The following is a 15,140-nucleotide window of genomic DNA, read 5'->3' on the forward strand; positions in this document are numbered from 1 at the left end:
GATGTACCGAAAGCAACAGTACTCAATTGAAACACCAGAAAACTTGAAAAATCTGTTCGGCGGGCAGTTAGACGAAGAAAATCGTTGGATAGAAATGTCAAAAATGATTCCCTGGGAAGAATATGAGGAAGAATATGCAAAAAACTTCACAGAAAAAAAAGGAGCCCCAGCCAAATCATTTAGAATGGCATTAGGAGCATTAATTATCAAAGAAATTTCAGGAAAAAGTGACAGAGAAACAGTAGAACAAATAAAAGAGAACCCTTATTTACAGTACTTTATAGGAATGGAAAGCTATAGTAGCAAAGAAGCATTTAATGCGTCAATGATGGTTCATTTTCGTAAAAAAATAGGAATGGAATTAATAAATAAAATTAATAAAGAAATAGAAAAAAAAGCGACGGGTGTAGCGTCAGAAAAAAAAGAAAATGAAGGAAAGTTATTGTTAGATGCGACTTGTACACCAGCAGATATAAAATATCCAACGGATATAGGAATATTGAATGATGCCAGAGAAAAAACAGAAAAAATAATAGATAAGCTGTATGAAGAAATAAAAGAGAAAAGGAAAGAAAAGCCGAGGACTTATAGGGAAGTGGCAAGAAAAGAGTACTTAGCCATAGCAAAAAAACGTCGTGTGTCAAAAAAAGAAAGAAGAAAAGGAACAAAAAAACAACTAGGATATATAAAAAGAAACTTGTCTCATATAGAAAAAATGATAGAAGAGGGAGCAAAGTTAGAAAAACTAACGAAAAAAGAGCAAGAAGAGCTTGTAACGATAGGAAAAGTGTATGAGCAACAGTTAGAAATGTATGAAAAAAAGACAAATAAAGTAGAAAACAGAATTGTGAGTGTAAGCCAACCTCACGTGCGTCCAATAGTGCGTGGAAAAGCGGGAAAAGCAGTAGAGTTTGGAGCTAAAATATCGGCAAGTAATGTGAATGGCTTTGTCTTCTTAGACAAATTAAGTTGGGATAATTACAACGAATCGGGAGATTTACAAGCGCGAATAGAAGAATATAAAAGGGAAACAGGATGTTATCCGGAATCGGTTCATGTGGATAAAATCTATCGAACAAAAGCGAATCGAGCTTATTGTAAAGAAAGGGATATAAGAATGAGTGGTCCCCGATTGGGAAGACCGCCGAAAGAGGTGAGCAAAGAAAAAAAGAAAGAGGCACGCTCAGATGAAAGAGTGCGTAATGCCATTGAGGGTAAATTCGGACAGGGAAAGAGGAAATTTAGTCTTGGTCGAGTGATGGCCAAACTACCTGAGACCTCGGAAACGGTAATTGCGATGAACTTTTTGGTAATGAATCTTTCTACTCTACTTCAGAAGACAAAAAGTAAAAAGTTGTAGAGTCGTTTTTCTTGTGAAAAATGGTGTTAATTTTCCTCTCTTTTGTGAGGAGTGATTTGTGTTGACCTTTTTAGACAGAAAGGAACAATAGATTAAACAAAATCTGTATTTTGATTTGTTTCCATAAGGATAAGTTATCTATGCTTTTTCAGTCCATACTTCCCTAACCCACATTTCTTTCGTTTTTTGACTTTTTCAGCAAGCCCTAATTTAGAGTCTAACTGCCTTGACCTCAATAACTGGGAAGGAATAGTCTGAAGCTCAAACACACATTATGGAAATCCTGTCAATGCGTAAGTTCTGATAGCCAGGGCAAACGCATCTTATCCGAGTAAAACCTTAAGGAGATAGTCCTCGTCCCAACCAGCGCGTAGCCGTTTATTCTTGATACCAAGTTTCAGAGTATTTTCCTTTGTGAGCAAGTTAAGAGCGATATGGCGTAAGACGGCTAAATTCTCAGGAGCAAAATCCTTACGAATGCGACAAGCATCCTCGTTGAAGGCCAAGTCTAGAACCCAATGTAAAGAGTTTTCTATCAACCAATGACTACGAACAGATTGGGATAATTTTTGAGCATTACTCGGCAGGCTACTGATATAGTAGCGGGTCTCATACTCTGTTTTGTCTTTCAATCGTCTCTCCGCTTTAATCATACAGATGCTCGTCAACTTTGCCCATTTCTCCCCACCCAGCAAAAATTCTGTTTGTTCCATCGTCCAGCAACGGCGAATTTCAATCCGTCCATGTCCCTTGTCTATTGTTTGATGAAAATCATGCTTAATTCCCGCAAAATTAACCGATTGAGCATGAGCAAATAATTGTTCAACATCCTCACATAGATTACCTTGATTGCCTTTCAATGCCAAAACATAATCTCCCCCTCGCCCTACTATCTGTTGGGCAATCTTTGTCTGAGTTCCCATGGCATCAATCGTTACGATACAACCTTTGACCTCTAGCATTTTCAGGAGTTTGGGTATCGCCGTGATTTCATTCGATTTGCTTTCCACCTTGCACTGTCCTAGTACTAGACGATTTGCTGTTGCCCATGCACTTACCATCTGAATTGCGCCCTTTCCGTTGGCATTATCATAGGAGTGGCGAAGGGTTTTGCCGTCAATCGCTATCACTTCCCCTTCACTTACCTCCGCTATACTTTTGACCCAATGCAGAAAACAGTCTTGAAATTGCTCTGGATTCAGACTAGCAAATACACGCGCAAACGTATCGTGGGAGGGGATGCCATTTGGCAATTCCAAAATTTTTTTTAGCCATTGATGTTTAGCCTTGCCGAAACTTTCCATGGCTACCCAACCTTCTGCTCCACAAATAACGGCTAAGATGGCAATCGTTAGAATATCAATGAGTTTATGCCGTTTTGTTCGTTCGATGCGAGGGTCATCTATTTCGGCAAAGTGTTCTACCAGTCTATATTTGGGTCGGAGTTTCATCGCTTTTGTTTTCTATGCACTTTCCCTTATTTTCCCTTATCCATCCCTCTATAATGTTCTTGTATCTGTATCATTTTTAGATGCGTTCGCCCTGTTCTGATAGCAGCAATTCTCAGTTTTAGATACAGCAAGCCTTTTAGGGATTTAAAGAACATTTCAAAGGGGGTTTTTGGGGCAATTCTATGTGTACTACCATGCCTGAAAGCCTGAAGACTCGTAAAATGAACTTGTTAATCCCGTTGAATTTTACCCCGTATTACGCGAACTAAAACCTGAAACCCTTGCTACAGGGCAAATTTAGAATTGCTGTTCTGATAGTCAGCAATTCTAAATTTGAAAAATCAGGAGGAATTAGTGGCGGGCAGAGAGTCAAATGGCTCAAGCATAAAATCAAGAAGGTGTTGCCAGCTATCAAAGACAAAATAGGTAGTAAGAGTACGTAAATGGGAAAAAAAGCATCTTCGAGTCCCTAAAAGTAGTCGGATACGTTGGTAGGACTCATCTAAAAGCTGTAAAACGGTGTGAAACAAGAAAGCCAGTAAATTTAAGGTGAGCAAAAAGGTAGCAAGATGGTGGTCACCATGTCCAAAATTGTGTTCTAGATGGTAGCCCTGAGTCTTAAGAGTATTATGGTTCTCATTTTCGGTTTTCCAACGAGAGCGAGCGACACTGACTAACTCAACAATGTTATCGGCTTGGGGAAAAAGGTCGGTAATCCAATCGTTGTGAAAGAGAACCTGACCGGGTAATGTTTTAGACCTGTGGAGCACTTTTCTAGAACGTTGTCAGCGCACGAATTGCAATTGGTCTTATCCACAGATTCAGAACACTACCGACCAAATACTGGCTCCAATAAATCGATGACCCAAATCCCTAGAAAAAAGGAGGCCACAAGGCCCCCTGAATGCACAATGAAAGTAGATGAAAATTAAGCCAAAGCAGCCATTCTTACATCATTATGAGTCAGAATATTCTGCAACTCTTCTGCATCAACCGTTTCCTTTTCAACTAACATTTCTGCTATTTTGTCGAGCACGATACGATTGCTAACTAAAACATCCTTGGCCCGTTGATAAGCTTGATCCACTAAGGCACTGACTTCTTGATCGATCGCCGCCGCCGTTCGGTTGGAAAAATCACGATCTGAGGCAATATCTCGTCCCAGAAAAACGCCTCCCCCCTGTCGTCCCAAGGCCACTGGCCCCAACTTGTCACTCATCCCAAAACGAGTAATCATTTGGCGAGCAACCCGCGCTACCTGTTGCAGATCGTTAGAAGCTCCAGTGGTGACTTCCTCTTCCCCAAAGATGATTTCTTCAGCGACTCGACCCCCCAGGGCAACGGCCATTTGGTTTTGCAGATAGGAACGGGAATAGAGACCAGACTCCATGCGATCTTCACTAGGGGTAAACCAGGTTAAACCACCGGCACGACCACGAGGAATAATACTGATTTTTTGCACCGGATCATAGTCGGGCATTAAAGCCCCCACAAGGGCATGACCCGCTTCATGGTAGGCAACTAAGGTTTTGCGTTTTTCACTCATCACCCGATTTTTCTTCTCTGGCCCTGCCAAAACGCGGTCAATCGCATCATTGACTTCATCCATTGAGATTTCGGTCAGATTACGACGGGCCGCTAGGATAGCCGCTTCATTGAGTAGGTTAGATAAATCGGCTCCAGTAAAGCCAGGAGTACGACGGGCAATCTTATCTAAGTCCACATCCTTGGAGAGGGTTTTACCGCGAGAGTGAACATTAAGAATTTCCTTACGACCGGCATAATCAGGACGATCTACCACGACTTGGCGATCAAAACGGCCTGGACGAAGCAGGGCTGCATCTAAAACATCAGGACGGTTCGTTGCCGCCACAATGATAATGCCTGTATTCCCTTCAAAACCATCCATTTCCGTGAGTAACTGGTTCAAGGTTTGTTCCCGCTCATCGTTACCACCCCCTAGACCGGCTCCCCGTTGACGACCAACGGCATCAATTTCATCAATGAAGACGATACAGGGCGCACTAGCTTTCGCTTGTTCAAAGAGATCACGAACACGAGATGCACCAACCCCGACAAACATTTCCACAAATTCTGAACCAGAAATGGAGAAGAAAGGCACACCGGCCTCGCCGGCAACCGCTTTGGCTAATAAGGTTTTACCCGTTCCTGGTGGGCCCACTAATAATACCCCTTTAGGAATTTTGGCTCCGATCGCCGTAAACCGATCCGCATTTTTCAGGAAATCGACAACTTCGGTCAATTCTAATTTGGCCTGTTCAATACCAGCCACATCGCCAAAAGTTACTTGGGTTTGGGGTTCCATCTGCACTCTGGCTTTCGACTTACCAAAATTCATGGCTTGGGAACCGGGCCCACTCTGAGCACGACGCAAGAGGAAAAAGAGACCTACCAAAAGCAAAATGGGCAGGAAAAGACTGCTGGCGACCCTTAACCAAAAACTATCATCGCTCTGGGGTTGCACCGCAATATCCACATTATGTTTGGTGAGAATATTGATGAGATCCGGATCATTGGGAAGATTGACCAGAAAAGGCTGTCCACCACTGGGGTTAGGAACCTGGGCCTGGGTGCGATCCGCACTTAAATTGACCCGATCAACTTGGTTACTTTCAACTCGATGTATAAAATCGCTATAACTTAAAACCTCACGGCTTTGCGGTTGTCTATCTAAAAAGGCAGATGCTAGGGCCAAAACCACTATCAGCAATAGTGCATACAGACCAGCATTACGCCATTTTTTATTATTTTTGTTCACGCTATAGGTCTCCTAAAGACAGAAAAATAGGATGATGGCAGAGAAATCTGGTTAACCCAGGGTAAGGCAAATGATATTCTTGTTAACTTATGTTAACCTTTCTCAGAAACAATTGACTAGAGACGAGGAAATTTGTTAAGCATTCCTCCAGTGTAGCCAACAATAAGAAGCACAAAAGTTTTACCTAGACTCAAATCGTCTCTTCCTAAATATTCATGATCAATCCCAAGCAGTGGAAAACCCTTTATCGTCAAGTTCCCCAAGGATTGCAAACCGTCACCCAAACCTTAACCCAAACCTTAACCCAAACCTTAGATGTGGCTCTCTTGGGATGGGCTGCGATGGTCGGCATAATCACAGGTTTGATTGGTACTTTTTTTCAGATCTGGGTACATCAAATCCTGAATCAACGGGAACTCCTAGCGCGATCGCTGTCGGATCGGCCCTGGCTCTATTGGACAATTCCCTGTCTGATTTCGGCTGGTATGGTAACGCTGAGTTTCTGGTTAATGAGGAAATTCTCGCCTGATACGGGAGGCAGTGGCATTCCCCAAATAGAAGGCCGTTTAGAAGGAATCATGCTCTTCAATTGGCAACGGGTTTTGCCGATCAAGTTTTTTGGTGGATTGCTATCCCTGGGAGCGGGCATGGTTGGCGGTTTTGAAGGCCCGACGATTCAGATTGGCGGTAGTATCGGTCTAATGGTGGGTCAATGGTTTCGAGCCAATCAAGAGCAAGTCCGAGTTCTGATCGCATCGGGAGCCGCCGCCGGATTAACCGCGGCCTTTAACGCGCCTTTGGCCGGTATCGTTTTTATTACCGAGGAAGTTAAGCCGACTTTTCTCAATTGGGATGTGGCCTATCGCGCCATTGCGATCGCCTGCACCTTTGCCACCATTGTGGAGCGATCTTTGCGAGGTCAGGGATCTGTAATTAGTTTGACCAAATATGTACGAGTGCCTCTAGAAACCCTCTGGATTTTTGTTTTATTAGGTATCTTTTTTGGAATTTTAGGCTATTTATTTAACCACTATCTCTTTCGTGCTTTAGATTGGTTTAGTGGTCTGCCTAGTTTTCCCTATCGAGCAACTGGTTTATGGGTGGGGGGAACCATTGGCCTGTTGTCTTTGTTTTCTATTCCGATCACGGGAACCGGCGAAGCTGCCATTATGTGGGCCTTTAATAATGAAATTCCTAGTGTGATCTTAATTTTTGTTTTTATTCTTCGTTTTTTTCTGACCTTATTTTGTTATGGATCCGGGGCGATCGGCGGTATTTTTGCACCGATGTTAGCGATCGCCACCATTGCGAGTCTCGGTTTTGCCAAGGAAATTCATCATTTTTTTCCCAGTCAGGTTCCTGAACCAGGGGTCATGGCATTAGCGGGCATGGGGGCCTTAGTCTCAGCAACCGTGAGAGCACCCTTAACTTCTATCCTATTAACCATTGAAATGACCGATAATTATTTTGTCATTTTACCGTTACTGATTACCTGTTTAATCTCTAGCATGGTGGCTCAAGTATTAGGCGGCCAACCCATTTATACTGTGTTGTTACAAAGAATTATTGCCAAACAAGCAAAATTAAAGCCAACCGTAGAAATTAAGGATGAAGAGAACGGTCATCATGACAATGATATAACTGAAAACCGTAGCCATTAATATAGGGAAAATTTTCAGGATCTAGGGAACAATTTGGTAAAACAATAGGCGCACGAAAATTCACCGCCCAAATATCCGTCGGACTTGATAATGTTTGCGAAACCTGTTGCAATTTTTGGGTTGCTTCAGGGCTATTTTCCTGGTTTTGGGGAATCAAGAGAAAAGAATTCGTATTATTTGTGGGGGATTTGACCATTTCCCAAGCAATGCTCATCATTTCTCCCGTTTGAACCAGACTTTGATGGGTCGTAACGATCAGACTCGGAACCTGGGATTTTTGCTGAATAATACCTAAAAACTGTTCAGGACTATAGTATTTGCGATAGCCTAAGTTATGGGTAATACTCAAGCAACTCATGATGCCCATCAAGGCAACCCCTAAAATAATGATTTGGCCATTATTTCGACTCAGATAAAGCCAATGTTTAGGCGATTGACTCAATAACATCTTTAAATCCAATTCTGCTCTCTTTTCCTGCCAACAAACGGTTAAACTGATGGTCAAGATTAAAACCATAATTGGTAAATAGGGAAAACTATATCTCGCGCCACGAGTGATATCCATACCGCCAAAGTAAGTAATGCCTAAATAGAGCAGTACTAAGCTCAAAAAACAGATGATTAGCATTTGGGTTTCAAGGCCGAAGCTCTCCGAATGCCAAGCTTTGGTTAAACTCCATTTTGCCAAAGGGACAAACCAAAGTAAGAAGAGAAACATTCCCAAACCCGATAGAATGGCGATACCTAAATTGGCTGACTCTATAGGCAATAGACACAGCATAGTTATCCAAGCGGCTAATAGTTGAAACGGTGGACTAATAATGCCGATTAAATGACTGTTATCTTGATGAATCCATTGGGTCATACCATTGCCATAACCACGTTGATGAATGATCATAATCCAAGTTAACGCAGTAGTTACGGTTCCTAAAATGACCCAGACTAATCTCAACCAAGGATAGAAAGATTTTAAAGATTTTCGTTTTTGCCAGCATAACCAGCCTAGGGCCATAAATTCAGCGACAAAGGCTAATCCACAGAAAAAATGAACAGATAAACCGATGCCATTAATGACAATCCAACTGCTGATGAAGGAAAGAGATAAACGTTGATTTTGAGATAAATATCTGGCACTTTTGACAAAATAACCGAGGGATAATAATACCCAGATAACGGCAAAGGTATAGTGACGAGCTTCCTGGGATAAAAAAATGCTGTAGGGAGAAACGGCCATCATTAAGGCCGCTAAATGGCCTGATCGCCGCGATCGCCCTAACCAAGTTCCTAAACTGTAGCAAAGGGGAATGGCTAACACGCTAAACAAGGCTGGTAAAGCGCGACTGGCCCAAAGATTGAGATAATTTCCGGTCGGAGGAAACCAGGATAACCACAGATGGGCGATCGCAAAATAGAGAGGCGGATGATTATCTTTATCAAGTAGTAAATTAACGACATCTCCTATTCCTGTTTGAGGATTAGGCTGGAGTGGTCTTAAGAGAACTTCAGGAGTAATTATTTGGCCGAGGGGAACTTGATCAAACTGATTGCCTAAACTAAAAACTAAGGTGGCAAATTCATCTGTCCAGAGCGGTTTTACCGTTAAATGATCCAATCGTAATAAACACCCCAACCCGATCCAACACATTAATAATAGCCAGGTCTTTTGACCTTTTAAGAGCCGATTAAGGGAGAATTTTACAGTTAAATCAGCCGATGGCTCTATCATGGTCAAATCTGTCAAATCTACAGTCAAAGAAGGGGCAGCGTTTAATTGACCCAATCCTGAATTATCTTACGATTGCTTTGGCTTAATTAAGCTATTAGGGACGGAAATCATAAATTTGAATCTGACCAACGCCCAAATTCATCCCGATCGCCTGGGGGCCAGCCGGAAAGGCCCGAACAGTAAATCCATAAGTTCCACCAATAGAGGGGTTTTGCACCGCCTCTAATCCCACAGAAAAAGTGCTACCAGGCGGTACTGGTGTCTCAAATTCAACGGCGATCGCCCCCGTTTCTGGATCTTGGCTGACTGTTTTCAGCTTGAGAAGTGTTTGCTTCTGATCGGGGGTTCCTAAAAAGGCTTGGGTTTGGGAAAATCTAAAATCCAGAGTATAGGGACTCGTATTCTGTTGAATAGTCACTTTGCCAATGGATTGAATCGATTGCTCAGGAAGATAAAAGGTAAAGTAATAGGGAACATCGGGCGCGTAAATGGAATTATAAAAAACCCTAGCTCCTTGAAAACTAGGCGGTTTGCCGGTAAAGAAAGTACTGTTGGGTGGATAGGGAAAATCCTGACTCTGAACGGGGTAGATGATTGCAGGACTTAACGTAACCCCCAGACTAGTGGTTAGCAGTAAAGGGAGCAAACCCAGGGTTTGGAATTTTTTGAGCATAAATTTTCTTGACGGTATAAATTTTTAAAAATTCCCCGACTAAGTAAGTGAGCTTAATTAATTGTTAGATAGTGGAACAGGCTTCTAGCCTGTGGACGGGCAGGATGCCCATCCCACGTTTTATATTTAATTGCAACCAGCTACTTATTCAAACTGTCGTGAATCTGTTCGATGAAAATATAAGTGATTCTTCCGTTAAGTTGTTGTGCGTTTAGATTTCATAGTGACTTATTCTACAAGTTTTATAACAAGGGGCTTAAGCCCCTTGCCTGTATGGGTTTTAGATGACAAACAGCTTAGTCCTATGCAAAAGAAGAGCCTTAAATCTCAGCCACGGCCCGTTCAATCAAGCGGTGGGCAAGGGTTTGAATGCCCGTATGCTCATAGTAGTTTGTGGACATATCGAGAAAAGCGGCCACGTAATCTAATTTATCATCGGCAATTTCCACAAATTGGGATAGATGATGAGCAATGGTTTGGGGAGTTAAACCGCGATCGCCGACAAAACTAGTCATCCAACCAGAAACTGACTGAAAACTTTCGCCAATAAATGCCAATTGACCGGCAGGATTGCCACCAGGAATAAACTTGCTGATTTGATTAAAGGCCTGATTTTCCTTTAAATCTGACTGGGTTAATTGACCCAGGCGATCGCCGACATAGAGAATAAAATCGGGGCCAAGGGGCAGTAAACCGTCAAAACAAACGAGAGCAGCCATCCGCATCAGAGATTCGCCTCCGTAGTCTCCTAACGCCCCCAGAAAGTCGCCAATACTATTGCCTGGAATGCCATTAATTTGACAGAAAGCTAATAATTCCACAATCACTTTTAGCGATAAATCAATGGTCTGAGCCTTGTCCGCTTTAGGAGTAACCTTGCCTAAAAAAGATAAAAAACCGACATTTTCGCTAATCTTGTTGGCTAAGGCCGCCGTACCGAGAGCACTTCCCGCACTATCAATGGTTTGGTAGAGCCATAGTGCTGTTTGATAACCCTGGGATTTATCGTTAAAGAGATAAACCGCGCGATCGCCGATTTGCTGAATCAGGTCTTCATCGGTTTCCCCCGTAATTGTACGGATCGTATTTTCAAAACCGACCAAATTTGTCCACTGACCAGGAATGACAAAATCCAAGGCCTGTAAAGATTTAACAGTTAAATTATCTTTAGGTAATTGATCAACTAGTTCAAAAATAGATTTACTCACTGGGATATCTCCTAAATTTTAATGAGGGTTTCTGAATGTCACTCAATGTTAACTAAATGGTTGCTAAAGTAGCTTTTTGATGCAAAAGCAACTAGACTCTACGTACTCAGGACTTTAATTTGGCCAAACCCTGTAAGTCAAATTTTTCTAACCAGACCTGGCGATCGCTGGCTGTAAAAGACGGATTTCGTGATAGAACTTTGACTTGATAACGATCCGCGACTAACACTGCCGTTCCGGTTGAACCCTGTTTAACGGCTGGAAAGCCTCCAATTTGAGTCGTACTGTTTTGGAACTTGTTGGCGGCGGTTGGTGTATTGCGAATATCGGAAATCGCCATCACAGCTAAGTCCTGACCATCTTTTTTGAGCTTGGCCTCAGCAAAACCTTTTTTCTCCTGGGTATAAACCCGCTCATAGCCATCCCCCGATTTTGGGAAAAATTGGTTGAAATCGCTCCCCTTGGCTGATTCCTTAACAACAGCAGTGGCTCCTCGTTGAGTACTCGTTTGTTGAGCTTGATCAAAGCGGGAAGGCGGTTTGGGAGAACAGGCCGCGATCGCTAAAATCAGTAAAACAGGGATTAACCCAAAGGTGACAATTTTTTGCAAACGTTTAATCATGACCAAAATCTTCCCTCACAACTTTGTGATTTATTCAGGGTGGAATATACCATTCCTGTCTGCTATTATACTTTTCATCAATCCTGAATTGTCTTGCTCAGTTCAATAAGCGGCAATCGAACATCCCAAACCTCACTAAATTTGACATTTTTAGGGATTAAATATTTTTTACTATATTTAACCCGCCTCTTTTATCGCTAAATAACGATAGTAGAAGGAAGCGGTTGTGAATTATCCATAATTTATGACCTTGGTTTGTTGACTTCACCGAGGATCCCCTTTACACTGTCTTTATAATTTTCTGGTGAATACACCGCTTCATAATTTTTCGGTAAACCCGAAAGATTTATCCGTCCTTTTCCTCCGAGTTTAGGGACTCCAAGCTGTTGATGAAACCATAATTAGCCAGTAAAATCATTTCTAAAAATGAGTCTTGCTCAAACACAGCTTACAAAATTTTTAAACTCACCGATTCCAAACATAATCTATGCGAGTCTTACTTTATTCCTACAATTACTACCCCGAACCGATTGGCATTGCGCCTTTAATGACTGAGTTAGCAGAAGGACTGGTCAAACGCGGTCATGAGGTAAGAGTAGTAACGGCGATGCCTTGGTATCCGGCCAGTGAAATTGCACCAGAATATCGCAATCGTTTGTTTGCCACCGAAGAACGAAATGGAGTATTGATTCAGCGTTGTTATGTTTGGGCCAAAAAAGAACGGACTTTTCGCAATCGAGCTTTATTTGAGCTCAGTTTTGCCGGTTTAAGTTTTTTCCAAGCCTTGCGGGGCTGGCGGCCAGATGCGATTTTTCTGACCATTCCTGGTTTACCGGTTTGTGTTCCAGCCATTCTGCTTAGCCGGCTATATGGCGCACCCATGATCTTAAATGTTCAGGATATTCTGCCCGATGCGGCTGTCCATGTGGGCTTGATCCGTAATCCTAAAATGATCCGACTCTTTGAAAAGCTAGAATCTTTAGCCTATCGCCATGCCCATAAAATTGCCGTTATTGCCGACGGTTTTGTCGATAATTTGCTCAAAAAAGGGGTTAAATCCGCAAAGATTCGAGAAATTCCCAATTGGGTCGATACCCATTTTATTAAACCGCTATTCCAACCATCGAATTATTTCCGTCGTGAGAACAGTCTAGAGGATAAATTTGTTGTCTTGTACTCTGGCAATATTGGTTTAACTCAACCCCTAGAAACCTTAATTGAAGCGGCTGGACTCCTTCAGTCCCAAACCGATATTCAATTTGTGATCGTGGGCGAAGAAGAAGCTACCGAACGTTTATCTCGCTACTGCCAACGTCGTCGCATTCATAATGTTCTTTTTCGTCCCTTTCAACCTCGTCAGCAATTACCGGAAATGTTAGCCGCAGCCGATATTGTCACTGTTCTCCAAAAGGAAAATGTCATTAGTTTCAATATGCCTTCCAAAATTCAGGTGCTTTTATCGAGTCAACGTCCTATTGTCGCTTCTGTCCCGGCTGATGGTACTGCGGCCAAGGCAGTTAATGGCAGTGGTGGGGGTGTGGTTGTTCCGCCCGAAGATCCCCAGGCGTTAGCCAATGCGATTCTGGCTTTATACTATAGTCCTGCTCAGATGGCGCAATTAGCTCAAGCTGGCCGCCGCTATGCTGAAAACTATTACCGTTTTGATTTGGCCCTAGATCGTTATGAAGAGCTATTGACAGAAGCGATCGCCAAACCAGCTCAGGCTGTGCAGAAAAAACTGGTTCTCAGAAATTGAGATTTCATCAATGCAAGTCTACTAGCTTAGGGAGCGATCTCAGCGTTGGCTAGGGGATAAACGCGATCAGGAAGATTTTGCTGTTCTAGGGCTTCAGGATAAGTCGAAAAGGGCGGCAAAATTTCCTTAATAAAAGCTTCGGCGGCTTTAGAACGGTAGCGGTTGGGATTCAAGATCACATAAAGGGTGCGTCGGACTTCCACTTCCCGAATGGGAGCAATATGCAGTACATTCATTGCCAGTTCTTTTTCAATCGCCGTGGTGGAAACAAAGGCTGCTCCTAATCCTGCTTGCACAGCATTTTTAATGGCCTCAATGGAGTTGAGTTCCATTTCTACCCGTAGGCGTTTCGTGTCTATACCTCCCTGACTCAAAACCTTATCAATGACTTTGCGAATGGTCGATTGGGAATCAAGGCTAATAAATTTGAGTTTATAGAGATCGTCCTTTTGAATCGTTTCCACCTTGGCTAGGGGATGAAAAGTCGGCAAAATTAAAGCCAATTCGTCCTCGGCGTAGGGAATAATCTGGAGGGTGTCCTGTAGGTCGGAAGGAACTTCGCCGCCGATAATGGCTAAATCGACTTGGCCATTGCTAACGCCCCAGGAAGTTCGTCGGGTAGAGTGAACCTGGAGTTGCACCGCCACATCGGGGTATTTTTGACGAAACAGCCCAATCATACGGGGTAATAAATAGGTTCCGGTGGTTTGGGAAGCTCCAACAATTAAGGTTCCGCCCTGGAGGTTTTGTAAATCTTCGATCGCCCGACAGGTTTCTTGACAGAGGGTAATAATTTTTTCGCCATAGTTGAGCAATAGATAGCCCGCTTCCGTTAACTGGGCTTTGCGTCCACCGCGATCAAAAAGAGGAACACTTAACTGTTTTTCGAGGTTTTGCACCTGTAAGCTAACGGCTGGTTGGGAAACGTAGAGGGTGTCGGCAGCGCGTTTAAAACTTCCTTCAGCAGCGATCGCTTTGAGAATACGCAATTGATCCAAAGTGAACGGAATGTCTGGCATAGGTTCAGTGAGGAGGAGTAAAAAGATTGAAGGGAGAAAACGGTGTCTATCCCTATTGAAACTGAACATTAGCATAATCAGGGGATCAAATTCCCTTAGGATCAGAGATCAAGATGGTTTCAATTCTTGCTACTTCTCAAATCACGGCTTTATTATGTTGGATCTCCCTTGGTTTACGCCCAGTCATGGCATCATGTTAGGACTTTTAGGACTTTTTGCGATCGCCCATAGTGGTTTGGCGGCCCTGCGTCCCTGGGGAGAAAGTCAAATTGGGGCCAGAGCTTATCGTGTTCTCTTCGCCTTGGTGAGTTTGCCCTTAGCTGGAATTCTGGTGATTTATTTTTTCAATCATCGCTACGATGGGGTGAGATTTTGGCAATTACAAACCCTCGCTGGTGTTAAACCTTTGGTTTGGGGACTGTCGGCCCTTTCCTTTTTCTTTCTCTATCCTGCCACTTTTAATCTGTTGGAAATTGCTGCTATTCAAAAACCCGAAATTCATCTCTACGAAACGGGAATCATTCGTATTTGTCGTCATCCCCAAATGGTCGGTCAAGTAATCTGGTGTTTAGCCCATAGCCTTTGGTTGGGAACGAGTTTTACCTTGCTGACTTCCCTGGGTTTAATTGCCCATCATGGTTTTGCCGTCTGGCACGGCGATCGGCGTTGGCAACAACGGTATGGAGAGGCTTTTCTAGCAGTAAAGGCCAGAACTTCTATTATTCCCTTTCAAGCCATTTTAGAAGGCCGTCAAACTTTTGTCTGGCAAGAATTTCTCAAACCGGCCTATCTAGGAGTAACCGCTTTTATTTTTCTACTTTGGTGGGGACATCCCTGGCTGATGCAAATGACTGCCAAGGCTTATTGGTGATTTTGTATAATCTA

11 protein-coding genes and 1 pseudogene are annotated in these 15,140 nt (G+C 43.0%); 4 read left to right on the forward strand and 8 right to left on the reverse strand.

Features of this window, described 5'->3' with window-relative positions; translation table 11 throughout:
- Nucleotide 1 precedes the first annotated feature (1 nt).
- A pseudogene (locus tag KA717_15915) lies at nt 2–1,339 on the forward strand (IS5 family transposase).
- 344 nt (nt 1,340–1,683) lie between these two features.
- Here the strand turns inward: KA717_15915 and KA717_15920 are convergent.
- From KA717_15920 to ftsH3, 3 genes are all read right to left on the reverse strand, one after another.
- Nucleotides 1,684–2,811, reverse strand: a complete 1,128-nt coding sequence (locus tag KA717_15920; protein UXE63895.1) for an ISAs1 family transposase — start codon at nt 2,809–2,811, stop codon at nt 1,684–1,686.
- A 341-nt stretch (nt 2,812–3,152) separates the two neighbouring features.
- Nucleotides 3,153–3,581, reverse strand: coding sequence for a hypothetical protein (locus KA717_15925; protein ID UXE63896.1), 429 nt, complete (start codon nt 3,579–3,581; stop codon nt 3,153–3,155).
- 158 nt (nt 3,582–3,739) lie between these two features.
- Complete coding sequence (ftsH3, locus tag KA717_15930) at nt 3,740–5,590, reverse strand: ATP-dependent zinc metalloprotease FtsH3 (GenBank protein ID UXE63897.1); 1,851 nt, start codon at nt 5,588–5,590, stop codon at nt 3,740–3,742.
- Between the two features lie 215 nt (nt 5,591–5,805).
- Here ftsH3 and clcA point away from each other — a divergent pair, with 215 nt between their 5' ends.
- Nucleotides 5,806–7,251, forward strand: coding sequence for a H(+)/Cl(-) exchange transporter ClcA (gene clcA, locus KA717_15935; GenBank protein UXE63898.1), 1,446 nt, complete (start codon nt 5,806–5,808; stop codon nt 7,249–7,251).
- On the opposite strand, the gene KA717_15940 is transcribed toward clcA, so the two are convergent.
- From KA717_15940 to KA717_15955, 4 genes are all read right to left on the reverse strand, one after another.
- Nucleotides 7,193–8,896, reverse strand: a complete 1,704-nt coding sequence (locus tag KA717_15940; GenBank protein UXE63899.1) for a phospholipid carrier-dependent glycosyltransferase — start codon at nt 8,894–8,896, stop codon at nt 7,193–7,195. The two genes, clcA and KA717_15940, sit on opposite strands and share 59 nt — an antisense overlap.
- 175 nt (nt 8,897–9,071) lie before the next feature.
- Nucleotides 9,072–9,650, reverse strand: coding sequence for a DUF2808 domain-containing protein (locus tag KA717_15945; protein UXE63900.1), 579 nt, complete (start codon nt 9,648–9,650; stop codon nt 9,072–9,074).
- A 320-nt stretch (nt 9,651–9,970) separates the two neighbouring features.
- Complete coding sequence (locus KA717_15950) at nt 9,971–10,858, reverse strand: hypothetical protein (protein UXE63901.1); 888 nt, start codon at nt 10,856–10,858, stop codon at nt 9,971–9,973.
- Between the two features lie 106 nt (nt 10,859–10,964).
- The gene (locus KA717_15955) at nt 10,965–11,480 is read right to left on the reverse strand and encodes a hypothetical protein (GenBank protein ID UXE63902.1); all 516 of its coding nucleotides are present in this window, start codon (nt 11,478–11,480) and stop codon (nt 10,965–10,967) included.
- A 487-nt stretch (nt 11,481–11,967) separates the two neighbouring features.
- Between KA717_15955 and KA717_15960 the strand changes: the two genes are divergently transcribed.
- Nucleotides 11,968–13,236 (forward strand): glycosyltransferase family 4 protein, encoded by a 1,269-nt coding sequence (locus KA717_15960; GenBank protein UXE63903.1) that lies wholly within the window; start codon nt 11,968–11,970, stop codon nt 13,234–13,236.
- Nucleotides 13,237–13,262: 26 nt separating this feature from the next.
- Here KA717_15960 and KA717_15965 read toward each other — a convergent pair whose 3' ends face one another.
- Nucleotides 13,263–14,255: a LysR family transcriptional regulator gene (locus KA717_15965; protein UXE63904.1), complete on the reverse strand. Its 993-nt coding sequence runs from the start codon at nt 14,253–14,255 to the stop codon at nt 13,263–13,265.
- A gap of 154 nt (nt 14,256–14,409) precedes the next feature.
- On the opposite strand from KA717_15965, the gene KA717_15970 reads away from it, so the two are divergent.
- Nucleotides 14,410–15,126 (forward strand): hypothetical protein, encoded by a 717-nt coding sequence (locus KA717_15970; protein ID UXE63905.1) that lies wholly within the window; start codon nt 14,410–14,412, stop codon nt 15,124–15,126.
- Nucleotides 15,127–15,140 lie beyond the last annotated feature (14 nt).

The sequence above is a fragment of the Woronichinia naegeliana WA131 genome (genome assembly GCA_025370055.1).
GTDB classification, from domain to species: domain Bacteria; phylum Cyanobacteriota; class Cyanobacteriia; order Cyanobacteriales; family Microcystaceae; genus Woronichinia; species Woronichinia naegeliana.